The organism is Pseudomonas imperatae (assembly GCF_057128625.1).
On the sequence record NZ_JBSKHP010000011.1, the window covers coordinates 41,551 to 58,404 of the forward strand.

Genomic DNA, 16,854 nt, shown 5'->3' on the forward strand with positions numbered 1-16,854 from the left:
GCGCGGCAAAACCCGCCAAAAAATTTTCCGCCGCTCACGCCGGTTCCAGCTGCACCCAGAACCGCGTGCGGGTGCGCACCTGTACCGGCAGGGTCTGTGGCAGCAGGGCCAGCAGCGCGTCGGTGTCGGCCAGGCGGAAGACGCCGGACAGGCGCAGGTCGGCGATCCCGCTGGCGCAGCCCAGGTAGCCGTGGCGGTAGCGCCCCACTTCCTCGAGGAACGCCTGCAGGCGCATGTCGCGGGTGACGATCAGGCCGTCGGCCCAGGCACCCATGTCCATGTCCGGGCGGGCGATGAGGCGCAGGCCCTGGTGGTCCAGCTGCCAGCTCTGGCCCGCCTGGGCCCAGGTCAGCGCGCCGCCCTGGGCCGGGTAGATCGCGACCTTGCCGCTGGTCACGCTCAGGCGCGTGCAGGTGTCCTGCTGGCGCACGCTGAAACGCCCTTGCGCGGTTTCGAACAGGCCGTCGCGGTTGCTCACCTGGAACGGGCGCGAGTCGGGCTGGCAGCTGATCATTATTTCGCCATGCCTGAGGCTGACCAGCCGTTGCCGGGCGTTGAAGCGCAGGTCGGCGGCGCTGTGGGTGTTGAGCTGCAGCTGCGAGCCATCGGGCAGGTTGAAGCGGCGTTGCTCGCCGACGCCGGTGGCGAAGTCCGATGACCATTGTTGCCACTGCTCAAGGTCGCGGCCCAACCAGCCGGCGCTGCCCAGCAGCGCCACCACGCCCAGCAGCTTCAGCGCCTGGCGCCGGCCCAGGCGCTGGGCGCTGGCTTCCAGTGCCTGGCCGGCACCTGGCACGGCGCGGTAGTGGCTGGCCACTTCCTGGCTCATGGCCTGGATGCGCTGCCAGGCCAGTTCGTGGCGCTGGTCGGCGGCGCGCCAGTCGGCGCACTGGCGTTGCAGGCGCGGGCTGGCGCGTTCGCTGCCCATGCGCAGCATCCAGTCGATGGCCTGGCGCACCATCTGCGGGTCGGGCGCGGCGCCCGGCTCAGTGTTCATAGCGCAGCACGTAGCAGTGGTAGAGCGCATCAGCCACGTAGCGCTCCACCGAGCGCAGGGAAATGCCCATTTGTACGGCGATGTCCTGGTGGTGCATGCCTTCGCACTGGGACAGCAGGAACGCCTTGCGCACCTTGGGTTTCAGGCCGTCGAGCAGGCGCGCGATGCCTTCCAGCAGCTCCAGCAGCAGCGCGCGGGTTTCCAGGCACGGCACCTGGGCGGCGGGCAGGTGGGCGATGGTTTCCAGGTAGGCGCGATGCAGTTCCTCGCGGCGCCAGTGGTCAATCACCAGGCCCCGGGCGATGGTGCGCAGGAACGCGCGCGGCGCGCTCAGCTCCAGGCGTTCGGTGCGCTGCAGCAGGCGCAGGAAGGTGTCCTGGGCCAGGTCCGCGGCATCGGCGGCGTTGCCCAGCCGGCTGCGTAGCCAGGCGTTGAGCCAGCCGTGATGGTGATGGTAGAGCGAGTGCACGGCATTTTCTTGGGAGGGCATGAGGATGCGCTGCGCGAAACTGCATGAATGATAATTAGTCTTATTTTCATGAAGCTTTGCACATTTTGCAACAACCCGGACGTTGGGCAGCGGTTGTGGGAGCTGGCTTGCCAGCGAGCTGTTGAGGCGCGAAAAACTCGCTGGCAAGCCAGCTCCCACAAAACACAGGTTATTCGAACAGCTTGCGGGCGTTACCCATGGCGTCATCGGCAAAGCCCTGCAGGAACTGCTTGAACCCAGGCAGGGCCTCGGCACCGCCCTTCGCAGGCTCCCCCTGGATGGTCCACAACGCCCGGGACCTGCCCGGGCCATCGGCGAATACCTCCATGGAGGCCCACAGGTTGCCGATGTCCAGGGTGGTGTAGATCAGGCTCCAGGTCATGCGCCGCGCCTGGCTGTCATGGCTGTTGAGTTGCTCGACGACAATGTTCTCGCCATCGGCGAAGTGCTTGATGCGCAACGAGCGCGGCCCTTCGCCGAGCATGTCGATGCGCGCCAGCGCCGGGATGAACTTGTTGAAACCGGCAAAGTTGCCAACCAGCGCCCACACCGCATCGGCGTCGGCGTTAATGACCACTTCAGCGCTGACGGTGCAGCCCTGGGGGTGACGGATCAGGGTATCGGGTACGAGTGCGTTCATGGTGCTTCTCCTTGGGGTGGGGATGACTCAGATGAACTGGATTTCCTTCAGGTACGCGCAACCCTTGCGCAGCAGCGCCGGGGTCTTGCTGGGGTAGCGCTCGCCCATGCGCTGCACGCCGTCGCGGGCGTTGCCGTGGTCGATGCGCGAGATGTCGCCGATGTCTTCTTCGAAGCCGTCGAGGTAGAAGCCCAGCACGCCGAACAGCGCGTTGTCGGCGTCCACCCGGCCCAGCTGCTGTTGCCACTGGGCCACGCTGACCAGCTCGAAGTCGCGCCCCGCCTCGCGGAACGCCGCCACGTAGCTGGCCCAGCTCAATGGTTCGGGGTTGTGCAGGTTGAACACCGCGTGGCGTGCCTGGTAGCGGCTGCTGTGGAAGGCCAGGAAGCGCGCCAGGAAGTCCACCGGCATCAGGTCGAAGTTGAGGCTCAGTGCCGGCACCTGGCCCAGTTGCAGCGAGCCCTTGAGCATCAGCATCAGCCGGTTGCGGTGCGGCTGGCACACCCCGGTGCGACTGTTGAAGGTGATATTGCCGGGGCGGTAGAGGTTGGCCCACACCCCTTGCTCGCGGGCGCGCTGGAGGATGCGTTCGGCCACCCACTTGGACAGGTTGTAGCCGTTGCGGATGTAGATGGGCGGGGTGTCGGCCGGCGGTTCCTCGCGCACGTTGCCGTCGGCGTCGATGACGCTGGAGGCCGACAGGGTGGAGACGAAATTGAAGATTTTCTTGCTGCGCCCTTCGCACAGGCGCAGGCAGTGGAACACCGGTTCGACGTTGCTGGCCGCCAGCGCCTCGTAGTCGAGCACGTGGTTGACCACCGCGGCATTGTGGATAAGTGCGCCGTAGCGCTGGTCGATATCCGCGTACACCGCATCGTTCAAGCCCAGTTTTGGCTGGGTGATGTCGGCGGCGTGCACGCGCACGCGGCTGAGGTCCAGGTGCTGCAGGCGGTTCTCCTCCAGCGCCTGCTGGAAGCGTTCGCTGGCGCTGGCGCCGGGCTGCGCACGCACCAGGCACGCCACCTCGGTGGCGCCCCAGGCCAGCAGCGCCTCGACGATGTGCACGCCGAGGAAACTGTTGGCGCCGGTGACCACCACCTTGTGCACGTCGCCCAGGCGGTCCATGGGCAGGGCGTGGATATCCAGTTCGCGGAAGGCGTCGCTCAAGGCCTGGGGGCTGACCTGGCGCACCTGGTCCTGCACGCCGGCCACCAGTTCGGCCAGGCGCTGCAGGGTCGGTTGTTCGATGAAGCGGTTGATGGAAATGCCCGTGCCGAAGCGCTCGCGAATCTGCAGCAGCATCTGCGACAGCAGGATGGAATGGCCACCCAGGTTGAAGAAGCTGTCCTGGGTGCAGATCTGCTCGCCAGGCAGTTCCAGCAATTCGCTCCACAACGCCAGCAGCTTCGCCTCGGCGGCGTTGGCGGGCGCTTGCCGTGGCTTGTCGCGGGCCGCGGCCTGGGGTATCGCCAGCAGCGCACGGCGGTCGACCTTGCCGTTCGGGGTGGCTGGCAGCACGGCCAGTTCGCTGTAGTGCAGCGGGCGCATGTAGTCGGCCAGGTGGGCCTGGGCGTGAGCGGTCAGGTGCGCCAGCGCGTCGGCCTGGCGCGGCTGTGCAACGAACGCCAGCAGGCGCTTCTGCGCGTCCACCACCACGGCCACCTGGCCGAACTGGCCGCTGGCGCGCAGGCAGTGCTCGACCTCCTCGGGCTCGACGCGGAAGCCGCGGATCTTCACCTGGTTGTCCCGCCGCCCGGCCAGGGCAATGCCGTCGTCGCACCACTGGCCGATATCGCCGGTGCGGTAGGCGGCCAGCCGCTGGCCATCGGGCAGCGCCAGGCTGACGAAACGCTCCGCGCTCAAGGCCGGGTTGTTCAGGTAGCCCAGGCCGGTGCCGGCGCCCGCGATGTACAACTCGCCGGGGGTGTTGTCGGCGACCGGCTGGCCGTCCTCGTCGAGGATCAGCACCTGCGTGTTGGCGATAGGCTGGCCCAGCAGGCGCGGGTTATCCCCCGGCTGCATGCGGCGGGTGGTCGCCAGGATCGTGGTTTCCGTGGGGCCGTAGATATTGTGCAGTTGGCAGCGGCCGGCGAAGTTGGCCAGCACCGCCGGCTCGCACACGTCGCCGCCGGTGACCAGGTGCTGCAACGCCAGCGGCCGGTCGGCGGGCAGGATGCTCAGCAGCGCGGGCGGCAGGAACGCGTGGCTGACCTCCAGGCCATTGATGAGCGCCACCAGTTGCTCGGGGTCGCGGCGCTGGTCTTCGCTGGGCAGCACCAGGGTTGCCCCGGCGATGAAGGTGGGCAGGATGTCGAGCAGCGAGGCGTCGAAGCCGATGGTGGAAAACTGCAGCACCCGGCTGTGGCTGCCCAGCGCTACATGTTGGCGGTACCAGGCCTGGAAGTGGTTAAGGTTGGCGTGGCTGAGCAGCACGCCCTTGGGCTGCCCGGTGGTGCCGGAGGTGTAAATGGCCACCGCGGGCGCCTCGCTGCCCGGCGTTTGATCGAGCAACAAAGTGCGCGTGGCCGCTGGCAGTCCCTCAACCCCCAGGTAGGCCATGCCTTGCGCTTGAAACGGAGCGCTGCCGCTGTGCAGCAACAGGGCGGCGCCGGCGTTTTCGGCGATCGCCTGCAGCCGCCGGGGCGGGTGGCTGGGGTCCATGGGCAGGAACACGGCGCCGCTACCAAGCACCGCCAGCAGCGCGGCATACAGTGCCGGCGACTTGCCCAGGCACACGCCGATCACTGGGGGCTGGGCGCGGTCCAGCCAGGGTTGCAGGGCACTGCGTATCGCCAACGCCTGGGCATGCAGTTGCCCGTAGCTCAGGCTGCCATCGCTCCACAGCAACGCTGGCTGGCGCGCATGGCGTAGCAGGCTGGCCTGTAGCTGTTCCACCAGTGCCGGCTGCGCGCTGTCCAGCCATTGCGGTTGTCGGGTCTGGTTGAAGGCGTGTTGGTAGGCCAGCACTTCAAGGGCCTGCAACCCCTGCTGGCCGGCCAGCCCCGCGGCGTCGCAGGCCGGCCAGCGGGCAAAGTGCTGTGGGTCGCGGGACAGGCGGCTGACCTCCAGGGTTAGCCGCTCCACCAGGCTGTCGATGACCTGCGCGCCGAGCATGGCACCGTTGCCGCTGGGCGGCGTTGCCAGTGCCTGGCAGATGATCAGCCGCTGGGCCTGGGCGCTGCCCGCCCAGCACTGCCACTGCACGCTGGGCAGTGGCGCTACACCGTTGGCGAGGCTGACGCGCAGGCCCAGGTACAGGCAGCGGGCGTCAGCGGGCACGGGGGCGCTGCCGTCCTCGATCAGCAGGTCGGCGGGGCCGCCGGCTTCGTCCACCTGGTGCCCGTACTCGCGCAAGGCGGCGCCCAAGGCCCGCAAGGCCCGGCTGGAACCGCACAAGATGATCTGCAGACGTCTCATGATCTTCTCCTTGAATCAGCTCAGGTAAGCGGCCAGGGCATCGCGCACGCAGGGGCTGTCGAGCATCGAGCTGCCCTGGAAAAACCGCAGGATGTTGGCCAGCAACGGGTGCTGGTGGTTGATCGGGTAGGCCAGGGCCTGCACCTCCTCGGCCAGGGCCCGACGCACGCCGGCATCGGCGTGCAGGTGCTCGATCAGGCTGAGGTCGAAGGCCTTCTGGATATCGTTGGTCAGGTAGCGCTCGATGAAGGTCGGCAGCATCTGCGCCAGGTGCGCCTGGTCGGCGGCGGGCGCCGCTTGCCAGTAGATGCGCACCAGGCGGGTCCAGAACGTCGAGTGCCGGCCTTCGTCCAGCAGGTGGTCAGCCATCAGCCCCTTGATCGAGTCTTTCACCGTGGCGTCGCGGGCGAACGCGGCCACGTCGTTGGTCAGGGTGTTTTCAGCGATCGCCACGCAGATCAGCTCGCCGGCCTGGCGCAGCCCTTCGGGCAGTTGCGCCAGTGCCGCCGGGATGGCCCGGCTCAGTTCGATTTCACTGGGCAGGCCGATGGGCTCTATGCCTGTCAGCTCGATGGTCTGCTGCATGAAATCCATGGCCACCAGGGCGTGGTAGTCCTCGTCCACCACCACGGTCATGGCGTCGTAACGGCAGGCAAAGGGCAGCGCCATGGCGAACCGGCCGCGAGCGATGGCGCCGGCGGTGTGGTTGACGATCTCGGTCTCGAAAATCACCACGTCGTGGATGAATTTGTACAAGCTCTGCACCAGGGCGAAGTCGCGCAACTGCGGGCACTCGCGCTCAAAGGTGGCGCTGAGCACCAGCGGCTGGCGGCTGACCGGGTAGATCAGCCGCTGGTCGTCCTCCACCCGCCGTCGCGGCCGGGTGCGGATGGTCGCCCGGCTCTCCCAGGCGTCGGCGAACGAGCGGTAGTCGGCGGCGTTCATGCGCTCACCCCGGCGCGGGCGTGCAGGGTCGCCCGCAGCCCGTTCCACAACGCCATGCGGCTTTCGATGGCCGCCAGCGCCGCCTCGTGCACTTCCTGTTGGCGCTGCGGGTCATCGTCTACCAGGCGGTCCAGCAGCGACTGCGCAGCCGGGCCGTGGTCGTCCGAGTCGACTTCGATGTGCCGCTGCAGGTAGTAGTGCAGGGTGGGTGCCTGCTCTCGAGGTATTTGCCAGTCGTCCAGCAGCTGCTGGAACATCTGCGGAATGACGCTCTCGCGGCCATGCAGGAACGCCGCCGCGACCATGTGGGCCGGCGCGTGCAGGGCGGTGTCCAGGGTGTTGCAGACAAAGCGTACCGCCGCCGGGGCGGCGTTGACGCTGTGCAGGGCGGTCAGGTAGTTGACGCCTTCGGCCTGCAGCTGCACGAAGCGCTCGATAGGCCCGGTATCGGCACCAATCTCGCGCATGGCGTCCAGGTACAGTTCGAAGTGGCTGTAGTGGCCTTCGAGTAGGTGGTCGTCGGTTTCTTCCCCCAGCACGATCTCGTTGATCAGCCTGGCGGCCTTGGGGTCTCGAGGTGGCAGCCAGGGCAGGCTGACGCAGGTCAGTTCACGTTGCAGGCGCTTGGTCAGGGACATGAAATCCCATACCGCAAATACATGGGTTTCCATGAAACGCTGCAATATGGGCAACGAGTTGATCTCGGCAAAGATCGGATGGGCACCCAGTTCGTTTTTCTTTTGTTCAAGCACAACGTTTTGAAAGGTCATGGCACTTCCTCACTGTTTCGAACAGGTCGTCAACGGAATTAACTTTGTCTGCGGCAGTCAACTCGAAAGCGGCTGAATATCTCCTTTGTTTTCGTGGGTAAATGTAAAATATTGTTATTGGCTAAATGGGTGCTGTTGAATGCTGCCCTTCAGTCCTTTCAACGCTAGACCATGAAGTTGTTTTTGTTCAAATAAAATCGTTAAAAAACAACTGGTTATGATTTTAAAAACAATAGGGTTGCGCTAAAACCGGCGTCGCCAGTTTTAGAGGCGCAAGCGCTCCCCTTTCAACGTTTTACGGTCAAAATCAATAACAGCGAGTGAATGCATCACTCGGAGCACTCTAAGTTTTGAGATGGGGGGATTTATTTAGTCGAGGGACAAGCCCGGCGCGCGTTGCTCCTGCATGGGTGACTGTCGGCGGCCCATAGTTTGTATGGGCTGGTCACGGCCCTGGGGCCAAGGCAAAGAGTGGCGTTAAATGGTCAGATTGCCATCAGGGGGCGATTACAGGAGGTAAGCAAGCGGAGAGTCAGGCGCTGAGCAGGCCCAGATGGGTATTGATGATATGTAGCAGACGCTGGCGCTGGCTGTGTACGAAGAAATGGTCGCCCGGCAGCTCGATCAGCTCGAATTCGCGCGCGGTAAAACCTTGCCACGGCAGCATGTTGGCCATGGGTTCCAATGGGTCTTCACTGCCGTACAGGGCCGTCAGTGGCACTTGCAGCGAATGCCCGACCGTGTCCGACCAGGATTCAGCCAGTTGCAGGTCGCGGCGCAGCATGGGTTCGACCTGGGCGACAAAGTGAGGGTCGGACGATTGTTGGGAGGTAATGGCGTTCAGGGCTTCGAGGGCCTGGAATAATTGCCGGCCAGGCAATTGATGCAGCAACGGAGTGCGTGGGGAAGTATCGGGGCTGCGGCAGGCGGCGATGAACAGGTGGCGGGTCTGGCGAGGGAAGGCGCGGATGGCCCGCTTGGCGATTTCGTAGGCGATGCTGCCGCCCAGGCAATGGCCGAACATGGCGTGGGGCTCGGCCAGCAGCGGCTTGAGCTGGGCGAAGGTCTGTTCAAGCAACCGCGGCCAGTCTTCCAGGGCCGGTTCGTCGGCCCGTGCGCCGTGGCCGGGCAGGCAAACCGTGACCAGCTCGATGTGGTCTTCGAGGTCCTCGGCCAACTGCAACAGCTGCGCCGGGTCGGCGCCCGCGCATGAGAAGCAGATCAGGCGCATCAGCGTGGGCTGCCCGGAATTGGCGACCATCAACCATGGGTTGTTTTGAACGTGCACGGCCTTTCCCCCACCCGGGCCGTGCCGGGCATGTCTTACCGGGGCCGCGCCGCCTCCCTGGGCGCGGCGCCCGTTCAATCCGGCTGGCGAGTGTCGAGATAATGCCGGATGGTTGCGGATGCGTTGTTCAGGTGCCGTTGCAGCACGGTGATCGCACGTTCGACGTCGCGGTCCTGCACGGCATCCACCAGTTCAATGTGATCATCCTGGGTGGGTTTGCCCAAACCCATGGACGACAGGTGGAAGCGCAGGAAACGTTCTTCCTCGTTCAGCTCCTGCTCAATCAGCCGCAGCAGCTTGCGGTTGCTGGAGCCGGCATACAAGGAGAGGTGAAACAGGCGGTTCAGGCGGCCCAGCTCGCTGAGGTTGGTCTCAGTGTCGAGCTGATCGATGTAATGGCGCGCTTCGGCGATGTGCGCTTCGGTCAGGTTGGGCACCGACTGGCGCAGTGCCTCGGTTTCCAGCAGCAGGCGCAGGTTGTAGGTGTCCACGGCGTCTTCGCCGATCAGTGGCGCCACCACTGCACCCTTGTGCATGACCACCTTGAGCAGTGACTGCGCTTCCAGCTGGCGCAAGGCTTCACGCACCGGCATGCGGCTGACGCCGAACAGCGTGGCCAGCTCCTGTTGGCGTACTGCCATGCCCGCGGGTAGTCGGCCGTCCAATATGGCGCTGCGCAGCTTCTCCTCGATAACTGACCGAGCCAGGTGGGCTGGAACCTGCTCGGTGCCCAGAATGGAGCTCAACGACTTTTTGGCTGTCACGATCGGGCTACCTGCATAAATGTAACGCAATGTGTAAAGGATCCAATAGAAGCTAGTGGGCCCCGGTGTTGCTGTCAAACGAGTGGCCAGATGGTTTTTTTGTACGGTCTGATTCGTACAGGCTGAAAACGTACCGTCACGTTCTAGTTTGTTATCGTGACGGAGTTTTCTCGACTTTGAAAGGTGGCGAATCGCCCAGTGTGTTGCCTGCTTAGACAGCCCGATAATTCGCCGATATGGCGTCTAAAAACCTTGTTTGGCGGGCAAAATCGTTAAAAAATGATTTTGTAGTGGTGCCGTGCGGCGATAGCGGTACACTGCTGCGTACCCTATTGATGATTTTTCCGAGGCGCGTACATGAAGTTTCGCTTTCTGCTCTGGGCCATGGGCATGTTGATGGCCCGGGCCAGCCGCACCAACCCCGCTTTCAGCCAGCAGCTCAAGGACCGCGACTTGGTGTTCCAGCTGCAGACCCTGGACGGCAAGGTGGCCCGGCATTTCATCGTCAAGGACATGCGCGTGACCAGCAAGGGCGGCACCGTGGCCGACCCGGCGTTCGCCATCGCCTTCAAGGACGCCGCCTTCGGCTATGAGACCCTGCAGGCCAAGAACAAGCAGCTGGCGTTCATGCAGGGTATCCAGGACAAGACCATCCAGATCAAGGGCAACCCGGCGCTGGTGATCTGGTTCCAGGGCATCATGAAATACCTGAAACCGAAGAAGAAATAAGCCCGGGGGAGCCGGCAAGCCGGCTCCCCCGCGGTCAGTGGTGGTTGAACTGCGAAGCCAGTTCGCGCAGCAGTACCTCGGCGTCCAGCACCTTGCTGACCACTTCCTCGGCCTTTTCGCGGCTCAGCCCCAGGCGCTCCAGCAGCTCGTCGGGAATGCCTTCGTCGGCGCCCGAGCCGATGCCGCGGCTGCGCAGCAGGCGCACTGCCAGGCACACCAGGTTCGGGTACTGGGCGTAATCACCGTCGTAGCTGGGGTCGTGCTGGAAGCGCAGGGCGCTGGCCAGTTCCTCGGGCATGTCCCAGAAGCGCATCAGCCAGGCGCCGATCTGCTCGCGGGTGATGCCCAGCAGGTGCTGTTCCACGTAGCTGTGGCACAGGTGCGGGTTGACCTCCAGGTGGCGGCAGATCAGCGAGAAGTGCGGCGGGAACACGTGGGCCAGCAGCAGGTAGCCGAAGTTGTGCAGCAGGCCGGCCAGGTAGGTCAGCCCGGTTTCGGGGCGCTGCGCCCGCGGGATGGCGCGGGTCAGGCCTTCGATCACCGCAGCGGTGTAGATCGACTGCTGCCAGTATGGCGTAGCGTGTTGCGGCTGGTCCTTGGGCAGGCTCAGGGTCTTGCCCAGGGCCAGGCCCAGCGCCAGGTTGATCACCAGGTCGAAGCCCAGCACGCGCACGATGGCGTCTTCCACCGAGCGGATCTTGCCCGGCGACGCGTAGTACGGCGAAGCCGCCCAGCTGACCACTTGCGCGGCCAGGGCCGGGTCGGTCTCCACTACGCCGGTGATGTCGTCGATGGTGGCGTTGGGGTCCACGCGCAGCTTGATGATTTTCTGCGCGGTTTCCGCCAGCGGCGGGATCTCGATGGTGGCTTCCAGGCGTTGCTGGATGCGCCGCGCGGTAAACGCCTGCACCGCCTGGGTGATTTCCTGGCGGTCGTCGTGGGGGCGGTCGAGGTTGGGGCGGATGCTGCCCAGCGGCTCGCCGAAGTTGCCGGCGCTGGCCTTGTTGAGCATCTTGCGGAAATCGTCGCGCGTGATTTCCAGCAGCAGGCCCGGCTGGCCTGAATTGATCAGCAGGTCGCTGGCGTCCAGCAGCCGTTCGTCGTACAAGCAAGGCGAGCTGGTGAGTGCCGGCAGGCCGGGCAGCTGCTTGAGGTCGTGCTTGGCCAGCATCTTGTCCAGGCGATCAAGCGGCACGGCGGTGAGCCGGCGCCCGGTCAACTCGGCCAGACGGTTCAGGTCCAGCAGCTGGTTCTGCGGGAACAGCACCATGAGCGCGCCAACGGCATCGTTGAGCAGCACTGCCTGGACCTTGCGCGCAGGGTCCAGCTGCGGGTGGTCGAGCACCTCGCGATAGCTGATGACCAGCTTTCCCAGCATATCGTGAATGACAGACGGGGTGTGGGGGGTTGCGGTGTCCAGGGCAACTTCAGTCATGGTCTGTATCCATATTCCTACATGGCCGACAGTATACCCAGCTTGCAGGCGCTGCTGGATCCATCGTGCCAAGTCTTTTTTGAGCGTTACGTCGCAACCGCGGCGAAATAGCCGCGGTGGACGCGTTCCTAAACCTGTCCGTATTGCTGGCCGTGCCTCAGCCAGCGTTCCAGTAGCGGGTCGACGTGCGCAGGCCATTGCGCAAGCAAGGTCTGGGCCGCATCCCGTACGGCTGGCAGCAGGTCGGCATCACGCATCAGGTCCGCCACCTTGAACTGTAGCAAACCGGTCTGGCGGGTACCGAGCATCTCGCCGGGCCCGCGCAGCTGCAGGTCTTTCTCGGCGATGACGAAGCCATCGTTTGTTTCGCGCATGATACCCAGGCGCTCGCGGCCGATCTGCGACAGGGGCGGGTGATACAGCAGCACGCAGTGACTGACTGCGCTGCCACGGCCTACCCGGCCGCGCAGCTGGTGCAATTGCGCCAGGCCCAGACGCTCGGGGTTCTCGATGATCATCAGGCTGGAGTTAGGCACGTCCACGCCGACCTCGATCACCGTGGTAGCCACCAGCAATTGCAGCTCGCCGGCCTTGAACTGCGCCATGATCTCGGCTTTTTCCGCCGGTTTCATGCGCCCGTGGATCAGCCCCACGCGCAATTCGCCCAGGGCGCTGGTCAGTTCTTCGAAAGTAGTTTCGGCCGCCTGGCAGGTCAGCTCCTCGGACTCTTCGATCAGGGTGCACACCCAATACGCCTGGCGGCCTTCGGCGCAGGCAGCGCGTACCCGTTCGACCACTTCCAGGCGCCGGCTGTCGGCCACCAGCACGGTGTTCACCGGGGTGCGGCCGGGTGGCAGTTCGTCGAGCACCGAGGTGTCCAGGTCGGCATAGGCGCTCATGGCCAGGGTGCGCGGGATGGGCGTGGCGGTCATGATCAGCTGGTGCGGGCACATGCGCCCGCCCACGCCCTTCTGGCGCAGGGCCAGGCGCTGCTGCACGCCAAAGCGGTGCTGTTCGTCGATGATCACCAGCGCCAGGTTGGCAAACTTCACCTCGTCCTGGAACAGCGCGTGGGTGCCGACCACCATGGGCGCACCGGCCGCGATCTGTTCCAGGGCGGCGACCCGCGCCTTGCCCTTGAGCTTGCCGGCTAGCCAGGCCACTTCGATGCCCAGCGGTTCGAGCCAGCGCTTGAAGGTGATGAAATGCTGTTCGGCAAGGATTTCCGTGGGGGCCATCAGCGCCACCTGGTAACCGGCTTCCAGCGCCTGCAAGGCGGCCAGCGCCGCGACCACGGTCTTGCCCGCGCCCACGTCACCCTGCACCAGGCGCAGCATGGGCTCGCGCTGGCTGAGGTCGTAGGCGATTTCCTTGCCCACCCGTTGCTGCGCGCCGGTAGGGGCGAAGCCCAGGTTGGCCAGGTACTGCTTGGGCAGCCGCTTGGCCACGGGCAGCGCGGGCGCGCGCAGGGCCCGCAGGCTGTCACGCAGGCGTGCCTGGGACAGCTGGTGGGTCAGCAGTTCCTCGAAGGCCAGGCGGTGCTGGGCCCAATGGTGCCCCACGGCCAGCTCTTCCAGGTCGGCATCGGGCGGCGGGTGGTGCAGGTAGCGGATGGCCTCGTCCAGCGGCGCCAGTTGGTGCTCGCGGGCAAGCTCGGCGGGCAGCCAGTCGGGCAGGCTGCGCGGGCCGAGCATGGCCAGGGCCTGTTGCGACAGCTGCCGCAGCCGGGCCTGGGTCAGGCCTTCGGTGGTGGGGTAGATGGGCGTCAGCGTCTGTTCCACCGGCGCCGGCTCGTCGCCGGTAAGGGCGCGGTATTCGGGGTGGTAGATCTCCAGCCCCGAGGCACCAGGCCTGGCTTCGCCGTAGCAGCGCAGGTGGGTGCCGCGCTTCAGGGCTTCTTTCTGCGCGTTGCTGAAATGGTAGAAGCGCAGGCTCAGCGAACCGGTGCCGTCACCCAGGCGCACCAGCAGGCTGCGGCGCTTGCCCATGGCCACGTCGGCGCCGCTGACCACGCCTTCGATCACTGCGTCCTGGCCCGGGCGCAGGGCCCCGATGGGGACTACGCGGGTGCGGTCCTGATAGCGCAGGGGCAGGTGGAACAGCACGTCCTGAAGATTTTCCAGGCCCACCTTGGTGAGCTTTTCGGCCATGGCCTCGCCAATGCCCTTGAGGGCGGTGACCGCTACCTTGGACAGCTCGGTCATGTGGCGACTTTGCTCAACGGCGTCGGCTTGGCCACGGAGCACAGGCGGATGGAGTCAGCGAGGATCTCGATGGCCTTGGGCCGCGGGAAGCTGGCGCGCCAGGCGATGGCCACGGTGCGGAACGGCGACGGCGGGGTGAGCGGGCGCACGTCGATCACGCCGGGGGCGTAGTGGTGGCTGTGCACCGCCGACAACGGCAGGATCGACACGCCCAGGCCGGACGCGACCATGTGGCGGATGGTTTCCAGCGAGCTGGATTCCACCGTGGTGTGCTTGGCGCCTTCGGTGCCCTTCACCAGGGTCGGGCAGGCTTCGAGCACCTGGTCGCGGAAGCAGTGGCCTTCGCCCAGCAACAGCAGGCTCTTGTCGTTGAGCAGCGACGAGTCGATGGTCTCTTTCTGCGTCCACGGGTGGCCAGCGGGCATCAGCACGTAGAACGGCTCGTCGTACAGCGGCAGCGTCAGCACATCGGCCTCGTTGAACGGCAGGGCGATGATCACTGCGTCCAGTTCGCCATTGCGCAGCTTGTCGCGCAGGATGTGGGTGAAGTTTTCCTCGATGTACAACGGCATCTGCGGGGCGACCCGGTGCAGTTGCGGGATGAGGTGCGGGAACAGGTACGGGCCGACGGTGTAGATGGCACCGACCTTCAGGGGCGCGGTCAGCTGGTTCTTGCCGGCCTGGGCCAGCTCGCGGATGCCCTGGGCCTGTTCAAGGACCTTCTGGGCCTGGGCGACGATGCCCTCGCCAACCGGGGTCAGGCGCACGGCGCTCTTGCTGCGCTCGAAAATAAGCACACCCAGTTCATCTTCGAGTTTCTTGACCCCCACCGACAAGGTCGGCTGGCTGACATGGCAACGCTCGGCGGCGTGGCCAAAGTGCTGCTCCTGGGCGAGGGTGACGATGTAGCGCAATTCTGTGAGAGTCATAACGTGCGTCCATGAAGTTGCGGGCCCAGCATAGCGGCTGCAATCGATAGACGCACGTTATCAAGGTTGCATCTGTATGTCAGAAACAGATATTCATCTTTTGTCCAGCGAGTAGACGAACGGCGCAACCACTTCCAGGCTGCCGTTGTTCAGCAGCTCCTTGGGCGGCGGCGGCAACGGCTGTGCCCGACGGATCATGTCCAGGGTCGCGCGGTCCAGCGCTGCGCTGCCCGAACCACCGGCCAGCTCGTACGACAGCACCTTGCCCTCGGCGTCCACCACGAAGCGCAGGCGGTTCACGCCCTGCATGCCACGGCGGCGAGCGTCCTCGGGGTACTTCTTGTACTTGGCCAGGTGGCGCAACAGGTCACCCTGCCAGTTGGGCAGCGCGTTGCTGTTGGACGGCATCTGCGGCTGGGCCACGGGGGCCTTGGGCGCAGAGTCCTTCGCCGGGGCGGTGTCGACGACCTTCTCCGAAGGTGGCGTTTCCTGCGGCGGTTCCGGCTTCTTCTCAGGCTTGGGCGGCTGTGGCTTGGGCTTGGGTTTTGGCTTTTCCTGCTTGGGAATCGCGATCGTCGGCTTGGGCGCCTCGGCCAGCTTGGGCAGTGGCAGTTCCTCTACCGGGGTTGGCGGCGTGGGCGGCGTGATCACCTTGGGCGGTGGTGGCGGCGCCACTTCCGGCACTGGCGCCATTTCCACCATCATTGCCATGGGCGGCAACTCCGGTGGTGGCGCGGCGTGCCAGTTCAGCGCCAGGGCGATGGCCAGGGCATGCACCCCCAGCACCACCGCCAGGCTACCGCCGTAACGCGTCAGCTTATGGCGCGTCGTGATCATTTCTTCCCTACCGTCTCAAGGCCTACCAGGCCAACCTTCAGGTAGCCGGCGCCGCGCAGGGCGTTCATCACGTCCATCAGGTCGCCGTAGTCGACGCTCTTGTCAGCCTGGAAGAAGATCGTGGTGTCCTTCTTGCCCTTGGTCTTGGCATCGAGCACCGGGCCCAGTTGGGCGCGGTCGATCTTGTCGTCGCCCAGGTACAGGCTCTGGTCGGCCTTGACGCTGAGGAACAGTGGCTTTTCCGGTCGCGGTGCCGGCTTCGCCGTGGAGGCGGGCAGGTCTACCTTGATGTCAACGGTGGCCAGGGGGGCTGCGACCATGAAGATGATCAGCAGCACCAGCATCACGTCAATGAAGGGCGTGACGTTGATTTCGTGGTTCTCGGCGAGGTCGTCGCCACCTTCGTTCAGGTGCAGACCCATGGATTAACCCACCTTCACCATGTGTGGCGAAGCGCTGCGCTCGCCTGGCTGGTGGTCCAGGTCACGGCTGACCAGCAGCAGTACCTGGGCGGATGCGTCGGAAACCTGGGCCTTGTAGCCGGCGATGGAGCGGGCGAAGACGTTGTAGATCACTACCGCTGGAATAGCGGCAACCAGGCCCAGGGCGGTGGCCAGCAGGGCTTCGGCGATGCCGGGGGCAACCACGGCCAGGTTGGTGGTCTGGGTCTTGGCGATGCCGATGAAGCTGTTCATGATGCCCCACACGGTGCCGAACAGGCCGACGAACGGCGCGGTGGAACCGATGGTGGCCAGCACGCCGGTGCCGTTGCTCATGTTGCGGCCGCAGGCGGCAACCAGGCGCTCCAGGCGGAAGCTCACGCGCTCCTTGATGCCTTCCTTTTCACGGGCGTTGGCCGACAGGTGCATCTCTTCCAGGGCGTCGTGCACCAGCAGGTGGGCCAGGGTGCCGGACTTGCTGGCGGTTTCGCTGGCAGCGGCAAGCGTGGTGGCCTTCTTCAGCTGGGCGATCTCGCCACGCAGGCGGCGCTTGGCGCCCAGCAGCTCGAAGCCTTTGGCGATCCAGATGGTCCAGGTGATGATGGAGGCGATGGCCAGGCCGATCATCACGATCTTCACGATGATGTCAGCGTTCTGGAACATGCCCCACGGCGACAGGTCGTGGCCCAGGCCGAAGCCGGTTTCAACGACAGGCTCGGCTGCGGCGTCGTCGGCAGGCTGTGCGTCAGTGGCGGCTGGCAGGGCAGTGGTGTCCGCAGCGGCAGGCGCTGGCGCGGCAACGGCGGCGGCCGGCGCGGCCTGGTGGGCCTGGGCAGCCGGTTCGTCGGCGAAGGCCGCCGGGGTCAGGGCCAGGCCGATCATCAGGGCGGCAATACCGCGCCAAGGGCGTGTACGAGAGGGCGAAACGCTAGGGCGATTAGGAGTCATGCTGGCCGGACCTTAGAGGAG

General features: G+C 65.4%; 15 protein-coding genes. 1 reads left to right on the top strand and 14 read right to left on the bottom strand.

Annotation, left to right across the window (positions count from 1 at the left end; genetic code table 11):
- Positions 1-34: 34 nt before the first annotated feature.
- From ACWKWX_RS15405 to ACWKWX_RS15440, 8 genes are all read right to left on the bottom strand, one after another.
- On the bottom strand, positions 35-997 hold the full coding sequence (locus ACWKWX_RS15405) for a FecR domain-containing protein (protein WP_483828235.1): 963 nt from the start codon (positions 995-997) through the stop codon (positions 35-37).
- Entirely contained in the window at positions 987-1,487 is a 501-nt protein-coding gene (locus tag ACWKWX_RS15410) for a sigma-70 family RNA polymerase sigma factor (RefSeq protein ID WP_483828236.1), read from the bottom strand. The genes ACWKWX_RS15405 and ACWKWX_RS15410 overlap by 11 nt, the downstream gene beginning before the upstream one ends.
- Before the next feature lie 169 nt (positions 1,488-1,656).
- The gene (locus ACWKWX_RS15415) at positions 1,657-2,127 is read right to left on the bottom strand and encodes an SRPBCC family protein (RefSeq protein ID WP_483828237.1); all 471 of its coding nucleotides are present in this window, start codon (positions 2,125-2,127) and stop codon (positions 1,657-1,659) included.
- A gap of 27 nt (positions 2,128-2,154) precedes the next feature.
- Positions 2,155-5,544, bottom strand: coding sequence for an amino acid adenylation domain-containing protein (locus ACWKWX_RS15420; RefSeq protein WP_483828238.1), 3,390 nt, complete (start codon positions 5,542-5,544; stop codon positions 2,155-2,157).
- A gap of 15 nt (positions 5,545-5,559) precedes the next feature.
- Positions 5,560-6,489: a diiron oxygenase gene (locus ACWKWX_RS15425; protein WP_483828239.1), complete on the bottom strand. Its 930-nt coding sequence runs from the start codon at positions 6,487-6,489 to the stop codon at positions 5,560-5,562.
- Positions 6,486-7,259, bottom strand: coding sequence for a DUF3050 domain-containing protein (locus ACWKWX_RS15430; RefSeq protein WP_483828240.1), 774 nt, complete (start codon positions 7,257-7,259; stop codon positions 6,486-6,488). Before ACWKWX_RS15430 ends, ACWKWX_RS15425 begins: the two co-directional genes overlap by 4 nt.
- Positions 7,260-7,791: 532 nt before the next feature.
- Complete coding sequence (locus ACWKWX_RS15435) at positions 7,792-8,547, bottom strand: thioesterase II family protein (RefSeq protein ID WP_483828241.1); 756 nt, start codon at positions 8,545-8,547, stop codon at positions 7,792-7,794.
- Between the two features lie 74 nt (positions 8,548-8,621).
- The gene (locus tag ACWKWX_RS15440) at positions 8,622-9,311 is read right to left on the bottom strand and encodes a GntR family transcriptional regulator (RefSeq protein ID WP_483828242.1); all 690 of its coding nucleotides are present in this window, start codon (positions 9,309-9,311) and stop codon (positions 8,622-8,624) included.
- Positions 9,312-9,668: 357 nt separating this feature from the next.
- Between ACWKWX_RS15440 and ACWKWX_RS15445 the strand changes: the two genes are divergently transcribed.
- The gene (locus ACWKWX_RS15445) at positions 9,669-10,040 is read left to right on the top strand and encodes a helicase (protein WP_416421810.1); all 372 of its coding nucleotides are present in this window, start codon (positions 9,669-9,671) and stop codon (positions 10,038-10,040) included.
- Between the two features lie 34 nt (positions 10,041-10,074).
- Here ACWKWX_RS15445 and ACWKWX_RS15450 read toward each other — a convergent pair whose 3' ends face one another.
- From ACWKWX_RS15450 to exbB, 6 genes are all read right to left on the bottom strand, one after another.
- The gene (locus ACWKWX_RS15450; protein WP_416421811.1) at positions 10,075-11,475 is read right to left on the bottom strand and encodes an aminoacyl-tRNA deacylase and HDOD domain-containing protein; all 1,401 of its coding nucleotides are present in this window, start codon (positions 11,473-11,475) and stop codon (positions 10,075-10,077) included.
- Positions 11,476-11,603: 128 nt separating this feature from the next.
- The gene (gene recG / locus ACWKWX_RS15455) at positions 11,604-13,679 is read right to left on the bottom strand and encodes an ATP-dependent DNA helicase RecG (protein ID WP_473005049.1); all 2,076 of its coding nucleotides are present in this window, start codon (positions 13,677-13,679) and stop codon (positions 11,604-11,606) included.
- On the bottom strand, positions 13,676-14,608 hold the full coding sequence (locus ACWKWX_RS15460; RefSeq protein WP_416421813.1) for a hydrogen peroxide-inducible genes activator: 933 nt from the start codon (positions 14,606-14,608) through the stop codon (positions 13,676-13,678). Before ACWKWX_RS15460 ends, recG begins: the two co-directional genes overlap by 4 nt.
- Positions 14,609-14,701: 93 nt before the next feature.
- On the bottom strand, positions 14,702-15,445 hold the full coding sequence (locus ACWKWX_RS15465; protein ID WP_416421814.1) for an energy transducer TonB: 744 nt from the start codon (positions 15,443-15,445) through the stop codon (positions 14,702-14,704).
- Complete coding sequence (gene exbD, locus ACWKWX_RS15470; RefSeq protein ID WP_416421815.1) at positions 15,442-15,867, bottom strand: TonB system transport protein ExbD; 426 nt, start codon at positions 15,865-15,867, stop codon at positions 15,442-15,444. The genes ACWKWX_RS15465 and exbD overlap by 4 nt, the downstream gene beginning before the upstream one ends.
- Before the next feature lie 3 nt (positions 15,868-15,870).
- Positions 15,871-16,833 carry a tonB-system energizer ExbB gene (gene exbB / locus ACWKWX_RS15475; RefSeq protein WP_416421816.1) on the bottom strand — a complete coding sequence of 321 codons (963 nt, stop codon included), beginning with the start codon at positions 16,831-16,833 and terminating at the stop codon, positions 15,871-15,873.
- Between the last annotated feature and the right edge of the window lie 21 nt (positions 16,834-16,854).

Bases quoted from the DNA above. Each gene is read 5' to 3' on its own strand.
- ACWKWX_RS15430 (WP_483828240.1), bottom strand. From the start codon at position 7,259: ATGACCTTTCAAAACGTTGTGCTTGAACAAAAGAAAAACGAACTGGGT.
- ACWKWX_RS15410 (WP_483828236.1), bottom strand. From the start codon at position 1,487: ATGCCCTCCCAAGAAAATGCCGTGCACTCGCTCTACCATCACCATCAC.
- recG (WP_473005049.1), bottom strand. From the start codon at position 13,679: ATGACCGAGCTGTCCAAGGTAGCGGTCACCGCCCTCAAGGGCATTGGC.
- ACWKWX_RS15445 (WP_416421810.1), top strand. From the start codon at position 9,669: ATGAAGTTTCGCTTTCTGCTCTGGGCCATGGGCATGTTGATGGCCCGG.
- ACWKWX_RS15425 (WP_483828239.1), bottom strand. From the start codon at position 6,489: ATGAACGCCGCCGACTACCGCTCGTTCGCCGACGCCTGGGAGAGCCGG.
- ACWKWX_RS15405 (WP_483828235.1), bottom strand. From the start codon at position 997: ATGAACACTGAGCCGGGCGCCGCGCCCGACCCGCAGATGGTGCGCCAG.
- ACWKWX_RS15415 (WP_483828237.1), bottom strand. From the start codon at position 2,127: ATGAACGCACTCGTACCCGATACCCTGATCCGTCACCCCCAGGGCTGC.
- exbD (WP_416421815.1), bottom strand. From the start codon at position 15,867: ATGGGTCTGCACCTGAACGAAGGTGGCGACGACCTCGCCGAGAACCAC.
- ACWKWX_RS15465 (WP_416421814.1), bottom strand. From the start codon at position 15,445: ATGATCACGACGCGCCATAAGCTGACGCGTTACGGCGGTAGCCTGGCG.
- exbB (WP_416421816.1), bottom strand. From the start codon at position 16,833: ATGACTCCTAATCGCCCTAGCGTTTCGCCCTCTCGTACACGCCCTTGG.
- ACWKWX_RS15460 (WP_416421813.1), bottom strand. From the start codon at position 14,608: ATGACTCTCACAGAATTGCGCTACATCGTCACCCTCGCCCAGGAGCAG.
- ACWKWX_RS15450 (WP_416421811.1), bottom strand. From the start codon at position 11,475: ATGACTGAAGTTGCCCTGGACACCGCAACCCCCCACACCCCGTCTGTC.
- ACWKWX_RS15420 (WP_483828238.1), bottom strand. From the start codon at position 5,544: ATGAGACGTCTGCAGATCATCTTGTGCGGTTCCAGCCGGGCCTTGCGG.